The organism is Streptomyces sp. MST-110588, assembly GCF_022695595.1.
GTDB lineage: Bacteria > Actinomycetota > Actinomycetes > Streptomycetales > Streptomycetaceae > Streptomyces.
Genome location: NZ_CP074380.1, coordinates 554,445 through 574,188 on the forward strand (window position 1 = coordinate 554,445; position 19,744 = coordinate 574,188).

At 69.7% G+C, this 19,744-nt stretch carries 16 protein-coding genes; 12 read left to right on the forward strand and 4 right to left on the reverse strand.

Features of this window, described 5'->3' with window-relative positions; genetic code table 11:
- The first annotated feature begins 867 nt into the window (after nt 1-867).
- The 6 genes from KGS77_RS02520 (at nt 868) to KGS77_RS02545 (ending at nt 8,715) form a co-directional block, all read left to right on the forward strand.
- Nucleotides 868-2,787, forward strand: a complete 1,920-nt coding sequence (locus KGS77_RS02520) for a PQQ-binding-like beta-propeller repeat protein (RefSeq protein WP_242578477.1) — start codon at nt 868-870, stop codon at nt 2,785-2,787.
- Nucleotides 2,784-4,106: an MFS transporter gene (locus KGS77_RS02525; RefSeq protein ID WP_242578478.1), complete on the forward strand. Its 1,323-nt coding sequence runs from the start codon at nt 2,784-2,786 to the stop codon at nt 4,104-4,106. Before KGS77_RS02520 ends, KGS77_RS02525 begins: the two co-directional genes overlap by 4 nt.
- A complete protein-coding gene (gene ribA, locus KGS77_RS02530; RefSeq protein ID WP_242578479.1) occupies nt 4,103-4,861 on the forward strand; it encodes a GTP cyclohydrolase II in 759 nt (252 codons plus the stop codon). Before KGS77_RS02525 ends, ribA begins: the two co-directional genes overlap by 4 nt.
- Before the next feature lie 247 nt (nt 4,862-5,108).
- Nucleotides 5,109-6,824 carry a WD40 repeat domain-containing protein gene (locus tag KGS77_RS02535; protein WP_242578480.1) on the forward strand — a complete coding sequence of 572 codons (1,716 nt, stop codon included), beginning with the start codon at nt 5,109-5,111 and terminating at the stop codon, nt 6,822-6,824.
- Nucleotides 6,821-7,675 (forward strand): flavin reductase family protein, encoded by an 855-nt coding sequence (locus tag KGS77_RS02540; RefSeq protein WP_242578481.1) that lies wholly within the window; start codon nt 6,821-6,823, stop codon nt 7,673-7,675. Before KGS77_RS02535 ends, KGS77_RS02540 begins: the two co-directional genes overlap by 4 nt.
- Nucleotides 7,676-7,770: 95 nt before the next feature.
- Nucleotides 7,771-8,715, forward strand: coding sequence for an SUMF1/EgtB/PvdO family nonheme iron enzyme (locus KGS77_RS02545; RefSeq protein WP_242578482.1), 945 nt, complete (start codon nt 7,771-7,773; stop codon nt 8,713-8,715).
- A 6-nt stretch (nt 8,716-8,721) separates the two neighbouring features.
- On the opposite strand, the gene KGS77_RS02550 is transcribed toward KGS77_RS02545, so the two are convergent.
- The 3 genes from KGS77_RS02550 to KGS77_RS02560 all read right to left on the reverse strand — a co-directional run bounded on the left by KGS77_RS02550 (nt 8,722) and on the right by KGS77_RS02560 (nt 11,085).
- Nucleotides 8,722-9,447 carry a hypothetical protein gene (locus tag KGS77_RS02550; protein WP_242578483.1) on the reverse strand — a complete coding sequence of 242 codons (726 nt, stop codon included), beginning with the start codon at nt 9,445-9,447 and terminating at the stop codon, nt 8,722-8,724.
- 157 nt (nt 9,448-9,604) lie between these two features.
- Complete coding sequence (locus tag KGS77_RS02555) at nt 9,605-10,756, reverse strand: WXG100 family type VII secretion target (RefSeq protein WP_242578484.1); 1,152 nt, start codon at nt 10,754-10,756, stop codon at nt 9,605-9,607.
- Nucleotides 10,753-11,085, reverse strand: a complete 333-nt coding sequence (locus KGS77_RS02560) for a hypothetical protein (RefSeq protein ID WP_242578485.1) — start codon at nt 11,083-11,085, stop codon at nt 10,753-10,755. Before KGS77_RS02560 ends, KGS77_RS02555 begins: the two co-directional genes overlap by 4 nt.
- Nucleotides 11,086-11,313: 228 nt before the next feature.
- Here KGS77_RS02560 and KGS77_RS02565 point away from each other — a divergent pair, with 228 nt between their 5' ends.
- The 5 genes from KGS77_RS02565 (at nt 11,314) to KGS77_RS02585 (ending at nt 18,172) form a co-directional block, all read left to right on the forward strand.
- Nucleotides 11,314-12,195 carry a LysR substrate-binding domain-containing protein gene (locus KGS77_RS02565; protein ID WP_242578486.1) on the forward strand — a complete coding sequence of 294 codons (882 nt, stop codon included), beginning with the start codon at nt 11,314-11,316 and terminating at the stop codon, nt 12,193-12,195.
- A gap of 111 nt (nt 12,196-12,306) precedes the next feature.
- Nucleotides 12,307-13,362 carry a tartrate dehydrogenase gene (locus KGS77_RS02570; RefSeq protein WP_242587256.1) on the forward strand — a complete coding sequence of 352 codons (1,056 nt, stop codon included), beginning with the start codon at nt 12,307-12,309 and terminating at the stop codon, nt 13,360-13,362.
- A 105-nt stretch (nt 13,363-13,467) separates the two neighbouring features.
- Entirely contained in the window at nt 13,468-14,925 is a 1,458-nt protein-coding gene (dctA, locus tag KGS77_RS02575) for a C4-dicarboxylate transporter DctA (RefSeq protein WP_242578487.1), read from the forward strand.
- 157 nt (nt 14,926-15,082) lie between these two features.
- Nucleotides 15,083-17,428 carry a prolyl oligopeptidase family serine peptidase gene (locus KGS77_RS02580; RefSeq protein WP_242578488.1) on the forward strand — a complete coding sequence of 782 codons (2,346 nt, stop codon included), beginning with the start codon at nt 15,083-15,085 and terminating at the stop codon, nt 17,426-17,428.
- A 225-nt stretch (nt 17,429-17,653) separates the two neighbouring features.
- Complete coding sequence (locus KGS77_RS02585) at nt 17,654-18,172, forward strand: Rieske (2Fe-2S) protein (RefSeq protein ID WP_242578489.1); 519 nt, start codon at nt 17,654-17,656, stop codon at nt 18,170-18,172.
- A 145-nt stretch (nt 18,173-18,317) separates the two neighbouring features.
- Here KGS77_RS02585 and KGS77_RS02590 read toward each other — a convergent pair whose 3' ends face one another.
- Complete coding sequence (locus tag KGS77_RS02590) at nt 18,318-19,004, reverse strand: cysteine hydrolase (RefSeq protein WP_242578490.1); 687 nt, start codon at nt 19,002-19,004, stop codon at nt 18,318-18,320.
- Nucleotides 19,005-19,230: 226 nt separating this feature from the next.
- On the opposite strand from KGS77_RS02590, the gene KGS77_RS02595 reads away from it, so the two are divergent.
- On the forward strand, nt 19,231-19,695 hold the full coding sequence (locus KGS77_RS02595; protein ID WP_242578491.1) for a pyridoxamine 5'-phosphate oxidase family protein: 465 nt from the start codon (nt 19,231-19,233) through the stop codon (nt 19,693-19,695).
- Nucleotides 19,696-19,744: the final 49 nt, after the last annotated feature.

A 19,744-nucleotide genomic window follows, 5' to 3' on the forward strand; every position in this document is an offset into this window, starting at 1 on the left:
CTGCGGACATCACGGGCCCACTGTCTGAACGCGGCCCCGTCCGCCCGCCCGACCCGCGCGGCGACTCACCCCATCGAGGTGAAGCACAGGACCGAATGGCTGCCTTCGCCGACGCCAGGAACAGCGCTGCGAGTCCATGCCATGGGCGTGTCGCCGGGTCGAGGCGCCGCGTTCGGCATTCGGTAGGACGCTCTCAACTGGCTGCCCCGTTCTCGGGCTGATAGACCGGTAATCGCTTGCAGCGCCCGGCCCTGCCCGGAGGGAGCACGCGTGGCCCGGAAGCCGCTGCGGCACGTCCTGGTGCGCTGCGGGACACGGCCGCTGCGGGACACGGCCATCGGGTGATCCGTCGGCTGTCCCGTTCGCTCGTCGGATGCGGAATGCGCGGCAGTTCGGCGTCGGTCGGTGCCGGGCCGGCCGGCTCACCGCATTGCTCGACGCATGGGTGCCGGCGCGCGGTCGCGCGCCGGATCTGTACGAGCCGGTACCGGCGCCGGCCGACAGCGCTTTGTGTCCTGCCTTCGTACCTCGCCGCACGCGAGACGGCCGTGCCTGTCTCCCTGTGCCCTATGCCTGCTTTCCGCGGCTCCCAGCGGGAAGCGCCCGATGTGCCGCCCATCCGGTGGTACGCCCTGTGACCGTTCGTCCGAGAAAGGATGTGATTCCCATGCGCAAGCCAGTTCGCCGCGACCCGTGGCCCTGGATCAGTTGATCCGCCCAAGGGCGCCGTGCCGACTCGACGGTCGGCGCGCGCTGCCTTCTGATCGGCGGTCGCCGTCTATGGGCGAGGTTTCCTCAATTGCCTTCTCCCATGGTACGGCGACCGCCGTACCCGCCTGCCCCACCTGGAAGGAACGCCGATCCGGCATGAGCCTCACGGAACGCATCACTCGTATCGTCAACCAACCGGGTCGCGGTCTGCTCGCCGCCGACGCGCTCGGCAACGTACATCTGCTGGACACCGGCCTGAAGGTGCTGACCTCGTCCGGGGCCACGTCCCGCGCGCAGGTACCGGCCGGCGACCCCGTCTTCGCCATCACCGTGGCCGGACGGTGGATCATCACCAGAGACAAGCTCGGCACCATTTCCCGCTGGGACGCGACCACGCTGCGGCTGGTCGACAGGCTGGATGCCGCCGCCACCTGTGACCGGGCTCCTTTGATGGACGGCGAGGAGCCGTCGCCCACCATGGTCCGCGGGATCGGCGTGTGGAACGGAAAGGTTTACCTCAGCAACGGCTACTTCCAGCTCGTCGTGCTGGATCTGGACACCTTCGCGGTGGAGCACATCCAGCAGTGGAACCCCCCGTTCTCCCGGCTCGAATGGTTCTGCACCGACGCCCCGGGCGTCCAGGCCGTCTCCGACCGCAACGGCCGGGTCTACATCGGCTCGCTCGACGACCTGGACTTTCCCGTCGTGAGCCAGGTCGACAGCTCCAACATCCACCGCCTGCTCTACGACAGCCGCCACCACCGGTTCTGGGCCACTCTGGACGGCGGTACGGGAGCGGACCGGGCCATCCGTAACGGCGTGGCCACGGTCGGGCTGGACGGACAGGTCCTGGAACGGTCGCTGTTCGCACGCAACGATGTCGAGGCACTGGCATTGTCCCCCGACTTTTCCAAGGCCTATGTCGGCGGGTTCGACGGTGAGCTGCTCATTTTCGACAACACCGCACCGGAGCTGCGTATCGCCAAGCGCGTCACCGGTTTCAGCCATCAGATCTTCGACATCGCCGTCGACGACAACGGCGCCGTCCACGTTCTCAGCCAGGACGGGGAGATCGCCACGTTCGACCCCGACGGCGCCTTTCTCAACCGGCTCGATTACGCGCGGCAGAGCGCTTGGGACATCCGCCCGGTACCGGGTGGGCGCGGACGGTTCGCCGTGGCGACGGACGACGGAGCCGCTTTCGTCGACGTGGTGGAACCGTGCCCGGGCCACCCCGCCCTGCGTCTTTCCGCACACGATACGGACGGGGCGGGCTTCACCCGCCGCATCCTGCCGACCGAGGACGGCTGGTTCGGCATCGCCTGGCCTCGTGAGGTACTGCGGACCGAGGGTGAGCGCCGCGCCTGGACCGTACAGATGCCCGACATCGTCCACACGCTGGCCCTTTCTCCCGACGGCACCCGGCTGCTCGTCGCATGCAACGCCGGCGGCATCGAGCTGGACGCCGAAACCGGACAGGAGACCGGCCGGATCACCGACCTGCCGGCTTCCGCCTGGGTGAGCGGCTATCTCGCGGACGGGCGGAGGTTGCTGGGCAGCCGCAACGGCCTGCTGCGCGCCTATGACGCCGCCGGGGAAGTGACCTGGGAGATCGATCTCGGCGGTTATCCCAAGCGACTCGACGTATTCGGCGACCGGATCCGTGTAACCGGTGCCGGGGGTGTAAAGGAATATCTCGTCGACGAGCAGAAGGCGGACCGTCAGTTCGTCGAGCTCTTCGACAATACCGTGGAGTGTGCCACCCTGATCGACGGCACATTGTGCGCCGTCTCCTACGGTATGCAGCTTGGCGCCTTCGACTACGAGACGGGTGAGCTCGTGGGATTCGCCGAGGATCTGCCCGACTACTCCAAGAGCATCGCTTCCTTCCACGACTCCACCGGTGCGCCTGTCGTCGTCGTCGGCGGCCGTAGCGGCTTTCTGCGCCTGTACCGTCTGGACCGCTCGACACCTCAACAGGTCTTGCATCCCCTGCGCGAGCTGTGGCTGCCGCGGACCCCCGCCTGCGGGGACTTCCAGGTGAAGGTGGAAGCCGACGGCGCGGGCGTCCGATGACCGGTGACGAAGCAGGCGGCGGCGCCTTGGACGCAGCCGGCGCCTGCACCGCCGAGGCCGTGGAACCCTCACCCCTACGTGACCGCAGGTTCCGCATCTTCGCCACCGGGAACGCGCTGAACAACGTGGGTGAGGCCGTTTACGCCACCGTGCTGCCCCTCATGGTCTACGACCTGACCGGATCTCTCGCGGCGATGTCCTTGCTGGCCGCGGCCATCCCGCTGAGCCTGGTCGCCGGACCGTGGCTCGGCTCCGCGGCGGACCGCTGGGGACCGCGGGTCCTCGTGGTACCCGGACTGCTGGTCCAAGCGACGGGCGCCGTCATCATGAACCTCGGTGTGACGGCCGGTCATGCTCCGACATGGTTGCTGTTCGGGTGCGCCTTCCTGATCGCCCTGGGCGGCTCGGCGTACCTGACCGGCTGGGTCACCGGCGTACCGGGCATGTTCCCCGACTGCAAGGTCCGCGCTCGCGGAACGTTGAACAGCATCTTCTTCGCCACCACCGTGGCCGGCCCGCTCCTGATCACGGCAACCCTGCCGTGGATCGGCTACACCGGCCTGCTGTGGCTGAACGCCATGACCTTCGCGGCACCCATCGCCGTATGGGCGATGGGAATCCACCCCCCGCGCAAACAGCCGGTGCCTGCGGCGCGGCCCCGGGCCGGACGCGGCGTACGGGAGGGGTGGCGGGCCATCACCTCGGACCCGCGCATGCTGACCATCACGGTCGTCCATGTCGTACTGGCACTGCTGTGCGGCACCGGCCTGCAGACGCTGCTCGTCTACGACCTGCGGCACTCCTGGCACGTGTCCGGCGCCACGTCCTCGGCAGTGATCCTGGCAGCCAACGCCTGCATGCTGCTGGGCAACCTGCTGGTGGCCCAGCGTGCCACCTTCCGCCCGCACCTGTCACTGACACTCGGCACCGGCCTGCGGGCCCTGACGCTGTTCCTCCTCGTCGCACCGCTGTGGCCCGTCTTCGTAGGGGCCATGGCTCTCGGGGCCCTGGGGCAGGGAGCCGTTCTGAGCACCATGGTGATGATGCGCGTCAAGTACGTCTCTGCAGAGGTACTGGGACGCTCCTCCGGGCTGCTCTCCCTGCTCGCAGGAGGCGCGGCTCTGCTCTCCCCCGTCCTGACCCCTGCCCTCAGTCACGCACTCGGCGTCCGCGGGGCACTCCTCGTACTGGGCCTGCTGTCGCTGAGCACACTGTTCTACCTGCGCCACACCTGGCGGGCCTGGGAAGGCGCCGACCGGGCCGTGCCGACCGGCGCCTGTCCCGCCACCGCGAACGCCACCGCCGGAGGAGGGGCATGACCGGCACAGCACCGAGCAGCCACTCCGCGGCGACGGCCCCCGGCCCGGACACGCAACCGCGTACGCCTCCGGCAGCGCCGGCTCCGCCTGCCCCGCCTGTCCCGCCTGTCCCGCCGACCGCGCCGGCGAAGGAGCAGGGCAGGGTCGACGCATACATCCGCACGGCCGTACCGGTGTCGCTGCGCTGTGGTGAGCGCACCCACCAAGCCACCCTGACCACCTTTCACAACCTCATGGACGCACGTGAGCACCTCGCCGTGCTACTCGGCCGGCCCCGTACGTCCGTCCCCTTGGTGCGGCTGCATTCGGAATGTCTCACCGGTGACGTGTTCGGCTCCGAGCGCTGCGACTGCGGAGCGCAACTGGACGAGTCGCTGGCCCAGATCGCCACGGTCGGCGGGGTGCTGCTGTATCTGCGGCAGGAAGGCCGGGGCATCGGCCTGTACAACAAGCTCGACGCCTACCGTCTACAGGACCGCGGGCTGGACACGTACGCCGCCAACCGGGCGCTGGGCCTGGAGGCCGACGCCCGGGACTACACCGCGGCGGCTCAGATGCTTCTCGCGCTGGGACACCGCGAGATCGATCTGCTCACCAACAACCCCGACAAGAGACACCAACTGGAACGCAACGGCATCAGTGTCCGCTGCATGGTGCCCACCATGGTCCATCTGACGGCACAGAACTCGGCTTACCTCAAGGCGAAGGCGACCATCACCGCACACACGCTTTCGCTGGAAGGACTGCATAAATGATCCGCCGGCAGGTCGGCGACCGGTCCGCACAGCTCGACGACCGGTCCGCACAGATGTGGTTCCGGGACCGGTCCATGAAGTCCGCGCGTACGGGCTGACGCACATCAAGAGCCCGGCCAGGAACGAGGCCGCTCGCCCGGTCGTGACGGCCGCCGTTTTCCTTGCTGCTTTCCTCGTTGCGCCCCGGGCCCGGCCGACGGTCCCCGTGCGGGGAAGCATTCCACCACCCGAGAAAGAGGAATTGCACATGATCCAGCACAGCAGCCCGATCAGCGGCGTCGCGGTCTGGCAGGACCGCTACGTCGTCACGGCTGGGTATGACAATCAGGTCCTGCTGTGGGACCAGCGGACGAAGCGTCCACTGGCCCGTGCCTACCACGACCACCTGGCCAACCAGTGCGCGTTCTCCCCCGACGGCACTTTGCTGGTGACTGCATCGAGCGACTTCTCCGCGCGCTTGTGGTCGGTACCCGATCTGCGCCTGCGGGCAGTGCTCGCGGACCACGACGACGATGTGCAGATGGCCGTCTTCCACCCGGAGAGGGAACTCATCGCCACGGCGTCCTTCGACTACCGGGTCCGCGTCTTCGATTTCTCCGGAGCGCTGATCCAGACCTTCTCGGGCCACACCGACCAGGTCAACTCGGTGGAATGGACGAGCGGAGGCGACGAACTGGTCTCATGCAGCAGCGACGGTACGGTCAGACGCTGGTCGCTGACGACGGCGGGCCTTGTCAGCGAGCTCGATCTGCAAGGAGGCCAGAGTGACACCGTGGCCATCGCCCGCGACGGCACCATCTTCGCAGGCGACGACGACGGCCGGATCATCGTCACGGACGGGGATTCACCTCTGGTGATTCAGGCGCACAAAGCCGGTGTCAAGCGGCTGGCCCTCGACGAGGAGCGCGGGCTGCTGGCCTCGCTCAGCTACGACCGCACCATGCGTTTGTGGGACATCCGCGGCGACCGGCCGGTCGAGGCCGAATGCACCGAGCTGCCCACGGACGTCTGGGCACGCTCGTGCGCCTTCGCGGGCGGCACCACGATCGTCCTCGGCACCTTCGGCAGCACGTACCGCACCTACGATTACGGCGCTCACCGGTGGGAGACGGCCGAGATCCCGACGACCGACGGCATCAACGCGGTCCTGTCGGTGAACGGCGGGACCTTCACGGTGGGGGACGCCGGTGTCGTCCGACGCAACGGCACGCCGCTGGCGCGCATCGGGAGCCTGTGCAACTTCCTCACCCGGACCTCCGGCATGGTACTGACCGGGGGTCAGCTCGGCGTCCTGTACGACGCCGCCACCGGACGCCGGCTCCATGAGCACCACTCGCCGCTCAATTGCGGAGTGCGCTTCGCGCATGCCGGAGTTGAACATGTCCTGATCGGCTCGTACACCGGAGAGGGACTGCTCTTCCGGGTGCCGGAAGCCGGCCGGATCGAGCATGTGCGTGATGTGCCACTGCACACCAACGCCATCAAGGGTGTCGCCGTTTCCGGTGATCTGCTGCTGTCGTTGTGCGCCGACGGCAGCGCCACCTGGCTGGACATCAGCGCACTGCGCACGTGCGGATCCGTCGACCGGTCGCACGAACAGGTCGCCAACGGCTGTGTGGGGCTGGGAGACGGGGATTTCGCCAGCGTGGGACGGGACCGCATCATGCGGCTGTGGACTTCCGACCGGAAAGCCGAGGCCATCCCCACCCCGCACACGCATTCGATCAAGGCCATCGCCGCCGACTCCGGCGGACGGCTGATCGCGACGGGCGGCTACAACGGCATGGTCGCCGTCTACGACCGGGACGGCCGGCAGTGGAGCACTCAGGAGCGCCCCACCACTTCGGGGATCTCCGCACTGGACTACGACGCCGAAGCCGGTGTCTTCCTGGCCTCGTCCTACGACGGCCGGGTCTACGACATCAGCCCGCTTCCCGTCCCGCGCCTGACGGTTGCCGCATGACCGCCACTACGACGACCACCACGGCCACCCCCACGGCCACCCCCACGACCACCACCATCGCCCCGGATCTCGCCGGCGATCTGTGGAAGTCACTGACCAGCACGGTGGGGCTGATCAGTACACGGCATGAACACGGCGTCAACATCATGGCCGCGGAGTGGACGTCCTATGTCAACCGTGAGCCCCTCTACGTCTCCGTTGCCCTGCGGGACACCTGCGAGACGCAGCGGCTGATCCGGGAGGCGCAGGAATTCTCGGTCACTCTGTGCGCCGACACCCAGGCGGCACTGGCCACCTTCGTCGGTAGTTTCTCGCTGCGCGAGGTGGCGAAGAGCGCGGCGCACGGCCTCGTCCTGGGGGAGCCCGCAGCGACGACAACTCCCTGGGTGACGGGTGGCGTGGTGGCACTGGAATGCGTACTGCGGCAGGCGGTCCCGCTTCCTCAGTACACGCTCTTCCTGGGCGAAGCGCTCGCGGCCCACCGGGGCACCGGCCGGACGCCTCTGGTGAAACACGGTGGCCTGCACGAACTGGGGGCGCCGTTGCAGAACACCCGTGTGACGGCCGCCGCACAGTTGCTGCCCGGAGACCCGCCACAGCTACGGATCGCGGCAACCGGCGCCTGCCGCCCCGGCAGTCCGTGGCAGCTCAGCCTCCGGTCCGGGGCGGGCGACGTTCTCTCCCTGGGAGAGCAGTGGCCCGGCACGTACGGAGACCTGCTGGTCGACCTGCCCCTACCCGACCAGGCCGCCCGGTGGCGGCTGCCGGACTGCCGCATCCTCGTCGAGTACGAGGGCTCGGAGCCGGGCACGGCGTTCGTCTCCTGCCCGGCCACCGCACCGGTCGGGTAACGGGGGTACGTCACTTCACGCACATGCCGCGCCCTCCCACCCAGGGCTCACACGGGGCACGGCCTCGCACACGACCACGAGACGGAGCGGGCCTGATGACAGATCTGCACATGAAAGAGGAAGCCGACCTCGAACGGGTCTGCTCCGCGTCCCGACAGCACCTCCTGCTCGGCCGCCGCCCCGAGGAACTCGTGGCGATCGCCGAAGGTCCCAACGCGCCGACGGCCGAACGCGTGACCGCCGGCGCGATGCTGGCCCTGTTCGGCGACCCGCGGACTCCGGCAGTGCCGACGCTGGCCCGTGTACCCGGCGGCCGTGTCGAGATCGGGCTGCCTCCGGCCGCCGTCACCGAGGTCGCAGCGCGCTGGAAGCACGTCGGAGTCCTCGCGGAGTGGATCGAAAAAGAAACGCCCGTCCATTCGGTTGTTCTCCGGACGTTCTGGATCGGAACCTATCCGGTAACCAATTCCCAGTACGTGGAATTCCTTCTGGACAGCCATCACCCCCACCGCCCCAGTACGTGGTATCTGGGGGCGTACCCCTGGGACCGCGCCAACCATCCGGTGTGCGGCGTACGTGCCGAGGACGCCGACGCCTACGCAGCCTGGCTCACCGCGCACACCGGACACCCGTACCGCCTGCCCACCGAGGCGGAATGGGAGCACGCCGCGAAAGGGTTCGCAGGCACCGAATACCCGTGGGGTGACACCTTCGACCCACAGCGGGCCAATACCCGGGAAACCCGCATCCACACCACCACACCGGTCGGGGTCTTTCCGGGCGGCGACTCCCCCTTCGGCATCTCCGACATGGCCGGTAATGTCGAGGAATACACGGCCGACGACTACCAGCCCTATCCCGACGGCCGCCGGGTCGGTGACCATCTCGACCAACTGCTCGGCACATACCGGGTCACCCGCGGCGGCAGCTTCGCCCGTTACGGCGACCTGGCACGGACCCGACGCCGCCACGGGGCACACCCCGGCCCCCTGTATCCCTGCGGTCTCCGTATCGCATCGAGTTCTCCGCCTCCCACATGACCTGCTTCACCGTGGCGTGAGCCGACGCGATCGCGGGCAAGTGCATGAACCGGTGATCGGCCGGCGCCCGGTCACTGTCTCCCGTAGAACGCGTTGACCAGCGACTCCATGCCCTTCTGGAACGAGCAGCACAGCGCGATCCAGGACCCGTCCACGAAGACCAGGTCGTAGCGACCGCGGGGAAGGTCGTGCGCGGCTTGGGGCGGAGTCCGGCGATGTCGGAGCGTGGTACTTCGACGGCGAGTTCCAGCTCGGGGTCGCGAGCCCGCCAGCCGGTGGCGAGGTCGGTGAGCACGAACAGCCGGCGGTCGGTGATCGCCTGGTGCCGGGGTTGCCGCCCGCGTTGGTGACCTGGACGTGGTAGCGCCCGGCCATGCTCGTCCAACCGCCTTCCATGGGCTTGCCGTACATCACGTGCTCGACCGCGTCGTCGACGGCGTCCTCGAAGTTCTCCTGGGCCTCGCTCAGCCCCTCCGCGACGTTCCCGGCGGCGCGGGTCATCCGGTGGTTGGTGAACCGGTTGTCGCTGACCGCGTCGATCGGGCGCGACGCCTTGCCGATGACCTTGTCCAGCGCCCCCCAGATCCGCTTCTCCAGAGCGGATTTCTTGGCCGGCACCCGCATGTGGGCGGGGACGAGCGGCAGGTTCGGATACACGCCGTAGTCCTCGCTGTGCAACAGCACTTCGCCGGGCTGGAGGAACTGCCGGCAGGGAGTCTCGTGGTCGATCACTCAGCCATTCTCCTTGTGTGCGGACGGCGGACGGCCATGGCGGACGGCGTACGCGTATGGCGTATGGCGTATGGAGCCGACGTACGCAGCACGGCGCACGGCCGCCGGGCTCCGCCCATACGCCGTCCTGTTCCGGGGCCTGTCCCGGACCCGGGTCTCAGCCGAAGGGGTTGTCGGGGTCGCGCGGCTGCTGGGCGGACGCCGGGCGGGAGAGCAGGCGGATGTCCTGGCCGGCCGCCGGCTCACGGTAGCGGTCGAGGGGGTCCTGCGCGGCGGGCGACGGGTCGGTGGGTACCCCGGTCCTCGACGGCGGGCTCAGCGGCCCGCTGACGGCCGGCTCGCGGTAGCGGCCGACCGGGTCCTGTGCGACGGGCTGTGACGGATGGAAGTCCGAGGCCGGCGGCAGGTGGACGTCCCCGTGCCGGGACGGCGAGGAGCCGCCGCCGGACTTGGAACCGCCACCGTCGATCATCTCGTCGAGCTTCTCAGCGCCCGCCTGGACGATGGGCGCCACAGCCTGCGTCGGGTCGCCCGAGAAGCCCAGGCCCGCCATGCCGAGTCCGACGGCGCCCTTCATCGGCACCTTGATCGCCTTCAGCGCCTTCTTCGCGGCGAGCGCCTTGAGGAACTTCTCGGCCTCGACCGGGTCCTTGATGTGCTTCCAGGTCCAGGGCTTGAGCTTCTTGACCTTCGACATCTTCTTGGCTTTTTTGAGCAGCTTGATGATGTTGACGAAAGCCTTCAGTTCCTTGGCCAGTTCGGCCAGCACCCTGGCGATGCGGGCCGAGACGAAACTCGCTTCGGCCACGGCGGCAGCGGCGGCGGCAGCGGCCGAGACCCCGGCTGTGACGATCGAGGTGGCCAGTGCCACGGCGAGTTCGATGATCGCCCATTCGATCAGCTCGCGGATCAGCGTCTCGACGACCTGCTCGGCCAGCTTGGCCTGCGCGCCGGCCTGCTCCAGGACGTCCGCGACGGCGTCCATGTCGGCGGCTTCCTGCTCCAGGGCCGCTTCCATCTCGGCCAGGTGTCCCTGGAACGCGTCGGCCGCGTCACCGGTCCACTCGTGGGCGAGGTCCGCACGGTCGCGCCGCTGGTCGGCTATCAGTTCGCGCAGTTCGGAAGCCTGCTCACGCCACAGTGCGGCGGTTTCCTGGAGGCCCTCGTCGTCGCCGGTGACGGCTTCCAGGTGCTCGGCGAGCGGTTCGACGAGCGGACGCATGATCTCGTCCACGACGGAGTCGAATCCGCTCATCCAGTCGTTGACCTTGTTGTACGCGCTGAGCGCCCCCGTTGCCACTCCGCTCATCGAGTGCCCCCGGCGCCACCCTGGACCTGCCGCATCGTGCGAACGGTCTCGTCCTCGTCGGACTGGTAGGCACGCGCGGTCTCGGTGACGCCCTCGCTGATGTTCTCTTCCAGCTTCGCCGCCGACTCCAGGATCTCCAGGGAGTCCTCGCTCTGCTCCGCGTAGGCGCTGTAGAGCTCGTCGGCCTCCGGCAGCTTGCCGAATGCCTGGGCGTTCAGCGAGTGGGAAGCCAGCTTGCTGCGTATCGCCCGCAGCTTCTCCGCGCGCTGGTCAGAGCTCTTGGCGAACTTGTGCAGAGCTTCTTGGGCAGCGGTGAACTGATCCGCCACAGATCTCCCCCGATCCGTCGGTTGTCATGGACACTCGATTGGCATGGCGTAGTCAAAGGACTTCCAAGGTTCGGCCAACCTTACGGTGCCACCGATGCCGGGAGTGACGCGGGTCCACACACCGCGGCACCCCACGGCTCCATACGTCCGCCCCTTCCCCTATGAGCCGGCGACGACCTATGAGCCGACGGCCTATACGGGCCGACGGTCCCATGGAGGATGACGGGCATGGACATCCGGCAACTGGAGTACTTCCTCGCGATCGTGGACCACGGGGGTTTCCACCGGGCGGCCTCGGCCCTGTACCTCTCCCAGCCCTCGCTGTCCCAGGCCGTACGGGCTCTGGAGCGGGACCTTGGCAGCAGCCTGTTCCACCGCATCGGCCGCCGGGCGGTGCTCACCGAGGCGGGGGCGGCGCTGATCGAGCCCGCCCGGGCGGCGGTGCGCAGCCTGGAGACGGCCCGTGCCAGCGTCGCGGCCGTACACGAACTGCGCGCGGGACGGCTGGACCTCGCCTCCATGCCGTCCCAGACGGTCGAGCCGCTGACGACCATGATCCGCGCGTTCAGCGGCCGGTACCCCGGGGTGTCGGTGAACATCCGGGCCGCCTTCACCTCCCGCGAAGTCGTGGAGACGGTGCGCACCGGCGCCGCCGAGCTGGGTCTCCTGGCCACCCCGGGACCGCTGCCCGACAAGGAGGTGGTGTCCTACGCCGTGGGCGAGCAGCGGTTCGTCCTGGTCACCCCGCCCGACGGGCCGTTCCCGGCGGGGCGGCCGGTCGCCGCCGAGGAGCTGGCCGGCGCGCGGCTGATCGTCGGACAGCGGGGCACGGGCATGCGCGCGTACGTCGACGGGCTGCGCGAGCGCGGCGTCGGCTTCACCGTCGCGGCGGAGACCGAGCACCGGGTGGCGATCCTGCCGCTGGTGCTGGCGGGGGTCGGACTCGCCGTGGTCACCGAGTCCTGGCGTACGACGGCCGAGCGGGCCGGCGCGGTGGTCGTGGACATCGAACCGAAGACATCGCTGCGGATCGGGCTGGTCAGCCGCCGTGTACTGTCCCCGGCCGCCCGTGCGTTCGTGACCTGCGCGCTGGCCGCCGTCACGGTCTGATAGGCGCTCCTTACCAGGCAGATCGGCGAAGCGTCTTGGACGCCCGCGTGGCCTGATTGCTGCAATCGGCACATGTCCCCCAACGCAGACCGCACCTACGGGCGGCAGCACATGGTCCGCCACCACATCGCACTGATTCCCGGCGACGGCATCGGAGCCGAGGTGCTGCCGCCCGCCCGGCAGGTGCTGGACGCCGTCGGCGCCCGTCACGGCATCGGCTTCTCGTACACCTCGTACGACTGGTCCTGCGAGCGGTACGTCCGCGAGGGGGCGATGATGCCCGAGGACGGCCTGGACCGGCTGCGCGAGAAGGACGCGATCCTGCTCGGCGCGGTCGGTCATCCAAACGTGCCGGACCATGTCTCCCTGTGGGGACTGCTGATCCCGATTCGCCGTGGTTTGCGCCAGTACGTCAATGTGCGGCCGATCCGGGTCTTCGAGGGGGTCGGCAGTCCCGTACGTGCCGCCGCGGCCGGTGAGGTGGACTTCGTCGTCGTACGGGAGAACGTCGAGGGCGAGTACAGCGAGATCGGCGGGCGGCTGAACCGGGGGTTCCCCGAGGAGATGGCCGTACAGGAGTCCGTGTTCACGCGTGCCGGGGTGACCCGCGTCCTGGACTACGCCTTCGGGCTGGCCGCCGGGCGTGGCGGGCGGCTCACCTCGGCCACCAAGTCCAACGGCATCGTGCACACCCTGCCGTTCTGGGACGAGCTGGTGGCCGAGCGCGGCGCCGCCCATCCGCGGGTCGTCTGGGACCAGGAGCACATCGACGCGCTGGCCGCGAAGTTCGTCCTGGAACCGGCCCGTTTCGACGTGGTCGTCGCCTCCAACCTGTTCGGTGACATCCTCAGCGATCTGGCCGCCGCCGTGGCGGGCTCCATCGGCATCGCGCCGGCCGCCAACCTCAATCCGGAGCGCGAGTTCCCCTCGATGTTCGAGCCGGTCCACGGCTCCGCGCCGGACATCGCGGGCCGTGGCATCGCCGATCCGCTGGGGGCGATCTGGTCGGCGGCCATGATGCTCGACCATCTCGGCCACCCGGAAGCGGCCAGGGACGTCACCGATGCCATGGCCGCGGTGCTGGCCAAGACCGACGTACGCACCCCCGACCTCGGCGGCACCGCCACCACCGCCGAGTTCACCGCGAAACTCCTCGAACTGCTCTGATCCCGTCGGGGCGACCGCTCCGCCGGCCCGCCTCGCCCTGTCGCCCACCCACCCTCTCCCCCATTCGCCCTTTGGCCCTTTGGCCCTTTTGCTCCGCAGCCCCGCGTGCCGACCGCGTCCACGTTCCCCGACGAGGAGAAACGCCATGGCAGCAACCGCGTCCCCCACCGCCCCCGGCTCCGCCCCGCCCGGCCACCACGCAAGCCCTGGTACCGGCATCTGTACTTCTGGGTCCTGACCGCGATCGTCTGCGGCATCCTCACCGGCTGGCTCCGGCCCGGCGTCGGCGTCGCCCTGGAGCCGGTCGGCACCACCTTCGTGTCCGCGATCAAGATGCTCATCACGCCGATCGTCTTCCTGACGATCGTGGGCGGCATCGGCGGCGTCGACAGCCTGCGCCGGGTCGGCCGGGTCGGCCTGAAATCACTGGTCTACTTCCAGGCCGGCACCCTGGCCGCACTCGCCGTCGGCCTGATCGCCGTCAATGTCTTCCAGCCCGGCGCCGGCGTCCACGCGCACCCCGGCGAGCTGCGTCTGTCGGGCGACGCCGCGCGGTACGTCAAGGACGGCGCGGACCGGAGCTGGTGGCACTTCCTCACCGACATCGTGCCCGACAGCGCGGTGGGTGCCTTCGCCGAGGGCCGCATCCTGCAAGTCATCTTCTTTTCCGTGCTGTTCGGCATCGCACTCAAAGCCGTGGGACCGATCGGGATTCCGGTGCTCGAAGGCATCGGTCGGCTGAGCTCCGTGGTGTTCAAAATCCTGCATTACGTCATGCTGGCCGCACCCGTCGGCGCTTTCGGTGCGATGGCCTTCACCGTCGGCAAGTACGGCATCTCCACCCTCACCGGCCTCGGCCGGCTCATCGGCCTGTTCTACGGCACGTCGCTGTTCTTCGTCGTCGTGGTGCTCGGCGGCATCCTGGCCCTTTTGAGAATCAATGTCCTGCGGCTGCTGCGCCATCTGCGCGAGGAATTCCTCATCGTCCTGGGAACCTCCTCCTCGGAAAGCGTGCTGCCCCGGCTGATGACCAAGCTGGAGGGACTGGGAGTACGCCGTGACATCGTCGGACTGACCGTACCGACCGGCTATTCCTTCAATCTCGACGGGAGTTCGCTCTACCTGTCCCTGGCCGCCGTCTACATCGCCCAGGCCACCGACACTCCACTCGGTTTCGGCCAGCAGCTCGGCCTGCTCGCGGTCATGATCCTCACGTCCAAGGGGTCGGGCGGCGTCACCGGTGCCGGGTTCATCGCGCTGGCCGCCACCCTCTCCACCGTCGGCACCGTGCCCGCCGCCGGCATCATGCTGATCTTCGGAATCGACAAATTCATGTCCGAGTGCCGCGCCCTGACCAACCTCGCCGGCAACAGCGTCGCCACCCTCGTCGTCGCCCGCTGGGAAGGCGCCCTGGACACCGCACGCGCCAACCGGGTCCTGCGCACCGGAATTCCCGAGCCCGCCCCGGCGGAAACACCCGGGGCCGAGGGCCAGGGCGTTACGAAACCCACGTCGGCGCGAGAGCAGCGGTACGAGTCGGGCGTCCGTTCCGCGGTGCGCTGACCACGGGGACCTTTCAGCCGCGGAAGACGGCCACGGCCGCGGCGGGCGCCCGGAGGCCGGCCGCGCAGGTCCGGGCGACTCGTGGAGCGCGGGGTGCACGGCATCCATATCGGCTATTCGAGGGACACCGAGGAGAAGTGTCTTGTATAGGTCTCTTATGGATTCCACCGATGCCGCCAAGACTTCTGATGCCTCCGTTACTGCTGATGCTCGCCCTGCGGACGACTTTCCCCGTCAGTTCGCCCGCACCCGCCGCTTCTCCCTGGGCGTACCGGCGCATTTCACCGTCTCACCGGACGGCCGCCGGGTGCTGTTCGTCCGTACGGGCGGCGGAACCGATCCCATAGGACGGCTCTGGCTGTACGAGGACGGCAAGGAACGGCTGCTCGCCGACCCGGCGCGGCTGGCGGAGGCCGGATCGGTGGGGCTCTGTGAGGAGGACCTGCCGGAGGAGGAACGGGTACGGCGCGAGCGGGCCCGCGAGCGTGCGCAGGGCGTGGTGGCGTACGCGGCCGATCGCGCGGCGCGCGTCGTGGCCTTCGCACTGTCCGGCGCTCTCTGGGTGGTCCGTACGGACGAAGGGGATGAAGGAGGTAGAGGGGGCGAAGGGGCACCTTTCCTCGTACCGACCGCGGGTCCGGTCGTCGACCCGCGGCCCTCTCCGGACGGGCGGTACATCGCGTACGTGACCGGCGGCTCGCTGCATGTCGTGGAACTGGACGGGGACGGGGACGGAGGCGGGGCCGCGGGAGAGGCCGGAGGGCCGGGCGCGGACCGGCGGCTGGCCGCAGCGGAAGGCCCCGACGTCACCTACGGGCTGGCCGAGTACACGGCGGCGGAATCCATGGGACGGCTACGCGGTTACTGGTGGTCGCCCGACAGCCGGCGGCTCCTGGTCGCCAGGGTCGACACCTCCGGTGTGCAGCGCCGCTACATCAGCGATCCGGCGCGTCCGGAGCAGCCGCCGCGCGCGATCCGGTACCCGGCGGCTGGAACGGCCAATGCGCAGGTGTCGCTGTGGCTGCTGTCCCTGGGCGGGAACGACGGCGCGAACGAGGGGGAGCCCCTCCGTGGCCTGGAAGTGGCCTGGGACCGGGAGGCGTTCGAGTACCTGGTCTCGGCCTCATGGGACGCGCATGGCCCTCTTGTCAGCGTACAGAGCCGTGACCAGCGCACCCTGCGCACGCTCGCGGTCGATCCCCTGACGGGCGCGAGCCGGACGCTGCACGAGCGGACCGATCCCGCCTGGGTCGAGATCGTGCCCGGCACCCCATCCCGTACGGCCTCCGGCGCCCTCGTACTCCCCCATGACGCGGACACCACCCGTCATTTGACGGTCGGTGGCGCCATCGTCACCCCGCCCGGCCTACAGGTGCGCAAGGTCATCGACGTCACCGGTGAACGCGTGCTGTTCACGGCGAGCGCGGACCCTACTGAGACTCATGTGTGGTCCTATGAGCCCGGCGGCGGCACCGGCGAATCCGCAGGCCGCACCGGCGGGTCCGGGAGCAGCACCGGCGAGACCGGGAGCGGTACCGGCGGTGGATGCACCAGGCTGAGTGACGGTCCGGGACTGCACACGGCCGTGACCGGCGGCGGCACCACCGTCCTGGCCGGCCTCACCCCGGACGGCCACCGCGTGACCGTGATGCGCGACGGCGCGCCGGCCGGCACGATAGCCGCCCTCTGCGAGGAACCATCCGTCCAGCCCCGCCCGGTCCATCTCACGCTCGGCCAGCGGGAGTTGCGCGGCGCGCTCTACCTGCCCTCCTGGTACGAGCCGGGGGCGCGCAGGCTTCCGGTGCTGCTCGATCCGTACGCGGGGCCGAGCGTGCAGCTCGCGATACGGGCCCGCAGTTGGTTCGCGTGCGTGTCGCAGTGGTTCGCCGAGCAGGGTTTCGCCGTGCTGGTCGTCGACGGGCGCGGTACGCCGGGCCGCGGACCGCGCTGGGAGAAGGAGGTCCACGGCGACCAGTTGACGCCCGTACTGGAGGACCAGGTCGCGGCCCTGCACGCGGTGGCCGGGCGCTTCCCGGACCTGGACCTGGAGCGGGTGGCGATCCGCGGCTGGTCCTTCGGCGGATTCCTGGCCGCGGCGGCCGTGCTGCACCGGCCGGACGTCTTCCACGCGGCGGTCGCCGGAGCGGCGCCCACCGACCAGCGTCTGTACGACACCCACTGGAAGGAACGCTATCTGGGTCATCCGGAAAAGTGCCCGGAGAACTACGCGCGCTGCTCACTGGCCGGCCACGGCCATCTGCTGCGCCGCCCGCTGCTGCTCATACACGGGCTGGCCGACGACAACGTGGCGCCGGCGCACACGCTGCGGTTCTCGGCGGAGCTGCTGGCGGCCGGCAAGCAGCACACCGTGCTGCCGTTGCCCGGGGCGAGCCATGCGCCGGCCGACGAGGCGGTCAACGAGAACCTGCTGCGCTTCCAGCGGGACTTCCTGCTCGGCGCGCTGGAGAAGCGGACGGCGGACACCGGTCAGCCGGAAGGGTGAAAGCCTTACCGGGAACGGAAACTTCCGGGGATTGAACGCCGGTCCCGGCCGGTCCGTATGGAACCTTCGCAACGCCTGTGGGGCGTACGGCACGGATGAAGTGTCCGGGGTGTGCCCCACAGGACGCGTACGGCCCCTGTAACCCGTATGGCCCATCCACCCCGTACGGCCGTATGGGTACATGCCTCGCAGGCAGGGCAGTGAAGCGAGAACCGGAGGCACACCATGACCCAACAGGAATCCTCGGCGGCGGAACGGCGCACGGGCGGGACGACGGCACGGCGTACGGTCGTCGTGGCGGCGGGAGCGGCGGGGCTGGCCGCCGCGCTCGCGGCGTGCGGCAGTGACGCAAAGGGCCGGCAGGGCGACGGGACACCCGCACGGTCCGCGCAGCCGCCCACAGGCTCCCAGGGTCCCGGAAACGGCGGTGGCAGCAGTGGCGCCGGAGCCGGGGCGGGGCATGTGCTGGCGAAGACCTCGGACATCCCCGAGGGAGGCGGCAAGGTCTTCAAGGACCGGAAGGTGGTGGTGACCCAGCCGCAGGCGGGCCGGTTCAAGGCGTTCTCGGCGGTGTGCCAGCACGAGGGGTGCATCGTCGGGGACGTCTCCGGCGGCACGATCAACTGCCCGTGTCACGGCAGCAAGTACGACATCGCCGACGGCAGCGTCAAGCACGGGCCCGCCAGGAGGGGGCTGCCCACGGCTGATGTGAAGGTCAAGGGCGGTTCCCTGGAACTCGGCTGATCGGGCCTCGGTTCGGCTGACGGCTCCGGTCGGCGGTGCTGACCGGCGGTGCCGACCGACGGTGCTGACCGGCGGTGCTGACCGGCGGTGCTGACCGGAAAGGCCGGTTTAACAGGCCGGCCGAAAGGGCTGGCCGGCGGGCCGGTCAGTTGGGCCGCACGGTCCGGCCGCCGGACCGGCGGGGCTGCTTCCAGCAGGTGAGCACGTCGTCGGTGGCGGTGACGGTGGCGACGAGAGCGAGGGTATGCGTGACCATCGCCCGGGTGTACTCGGCGGGCACACCGGCGATGGCGTCCGCGGGCACCACGGCCGTGTAGCCGAGGTTGACCGCGTCGAAGACGGCGTTGGGCACCGCGACATTCGCCGACACACCGGTCACGACGAGCGTGCGGCACCCGAAGTTGCGCAGCAGCGCGTCCACGTCCGTGCCGGCCAGCGGCGAGAGCCCGTGCAGCCTGCGCACGATCAGGTCGTCCTCGCAGACGGGGATCGGGGCGGCGACGCGTACGGCCGTCGTCCCGGTGAACTGTTGTACGGGCAGGCGCTCGGCGGCCTTGAAGAGGCGCGCGTTGCGGCTCGCGCCCCGACCGTCGGGGCGGCGCTCGGCGACCGCGTGCAGCACCTGCACACCGGCGTCGTGGGCTGCCGCGACCAGCCGGGCGATGTTGGCCAGCGCCCCTGTCGTACGGGCGGCGTCGGCGAGTTCGGGCAGCGCGCTGTCCGGGCCGACGACGCCGCGTTGACACTCCACGGTGAGCAGCACGGTGTTCACCGGGTCCAGCCGCTCGCACAGCCACAGCCGCTCGCGCGACCGCTCATCCGACGACGACATGGTCTCTCCCCTCGGACGATGCTCGTGCCGTGCGTTGCTGGTGCCGTGGGTTGTCCGCTCCGTGCGTTGCCCGCTCCGTGGTTCGCCTGTGCCGTGGGCTGCCGTGGGCGCGGCGCGTGAGGCTACCCGCCATTGCGTACGCCGGGAAGCCACCCCATGCTTCCTGACACCCGGTCCGGCCGGAGCGGACCGTGCCGGACGGGTCGGAGCACGGAGGTGGGCCGGGATGGTCGTCGGACAGCGGCGCGGGCGCCGCATCATGATGGCGCCGGACGAACTCGACGCCTATCTGGCGGAGCAGCGCACGTGCCGGGTCGCCACGGTCGGGGCGGATGGCGCGCCGCACGTCGGAGCACTGTGGTTCGTATGGGACGGGACATCCATATGGCTGTACTCGGTCACCCGCAGCAAGAGGTGGGCGCAACTGCGGAAGGACCCGCGGACCGCGGTGATCGTCGATGACGGGCAGGGGTACGGGGAGCTGCGCGGGGCGGAGCTGAGCGGCCGTGCGGAGTTCGTGGGCGAGTCGCCGCGCGCCGGGGCGCCGTGCCCGGAGCTGGAGGTTCCGGAACGGCTGTTCGCCGCCAAGTACTTCGGTGTGGAGGCCATGCCGTACGACGGCCGTCACGCGTGGCTGCGTCTGACGCCGCAAGCCGTCGTCTCCTGGGACTTCCGCAAGCTCCCGCGCTGAGGGCCGAGGGCTGAGGGCTGAGGGCCACACACGGCGTCAGGGGCCGGGC

Coding starts and splice junctions, on each gene's coding strand:
- KGS77_RS02580 (WP_242578488.1), top strand. CDS start 15,083: ATGGATTCCACCGATGCCGCCAAGACTTCTGATGCCTCCGTTACTGCT.
- KGS77_RS02590 (WP_242578490.1), bottom strand. CDS start 19,004: ATGTCGTCGTCGGATGAGCGGTCGCGCGAGCGGCTGTGGCTGTGCGAG.
- KGS77_RS02520 (WP_242578477.1), top strand. CDS start 868: ATGAGCCTCACGGAACGCATCACTCGTATCGTCAACCAACCGGGTCGC.
- KGS77_RS02565 (WP_242578486.1), top strand. CDS start 11,314: ATGGACATCCGGCAACTGGAGTACTTCCTCGCGATCGTGGACCACGGG.
- KGS77_RS02555 (WP_242578484.1), bottom strand. CDS start 10,756: ATGAGCGGAGTGGCAACGGGGGCGCTCAGCGCGTACAACAAGGTCAAC.
- KGS77_RS02525 (WP_242578478.1), top strand. CDS start 2,784: ATGACCGGTGACGAAGCAGGCGGCGGCGCCTTGGACGCAGCCGGCGCC.
- KGS77_RS02535 (WP_242578480.1), top strand. CDS start 5,109: ATGATCCAGCACAGCAGCCCGATCAGCGGCGTCGCGGTCTGGCAGGAC.
- KGS77_RS02585 (WP_242578489.1), top strand. CDS start 17,654: ATGACCCAACAGGAATCCTCGGCGGCGGAACGGCGCACGGGCGGGACG.
- KGS77_RS02540 (WP_242578481.1), top strand. CDS start 6,821: ATGACCGCCACTACGACGACCACCACGGCCACCCCCACGGCCACCCCC.
- ribA (WP_242578479.1), top strand. CDS start 4,103: ATGACCGGCACAGCACCGAGCAGCCACTCCGCGGCGACGGCCCCCGGC.
- KGS77_RS02570 (WP_242587256.1), top strand. CDS start 12,307: ATGGTCCGCCACCACATCGCACTGATTCCCGGCGACGGCATCGGAGCC.
- KGS77_RS02545 (WP_242578482.1), top strand. CDS start 7,771: ATGACAGATCTGCACATGAAAGAGGAAGCCGACCTCGAACGGGTCTGC.
- KGS77_RS02595 (WP_242578491.1), top strand. CDS start 19,231: ATGGTCGTCGGACAGCGGCGCGGGCGCCGCATCATGATGGCGCCGGAC.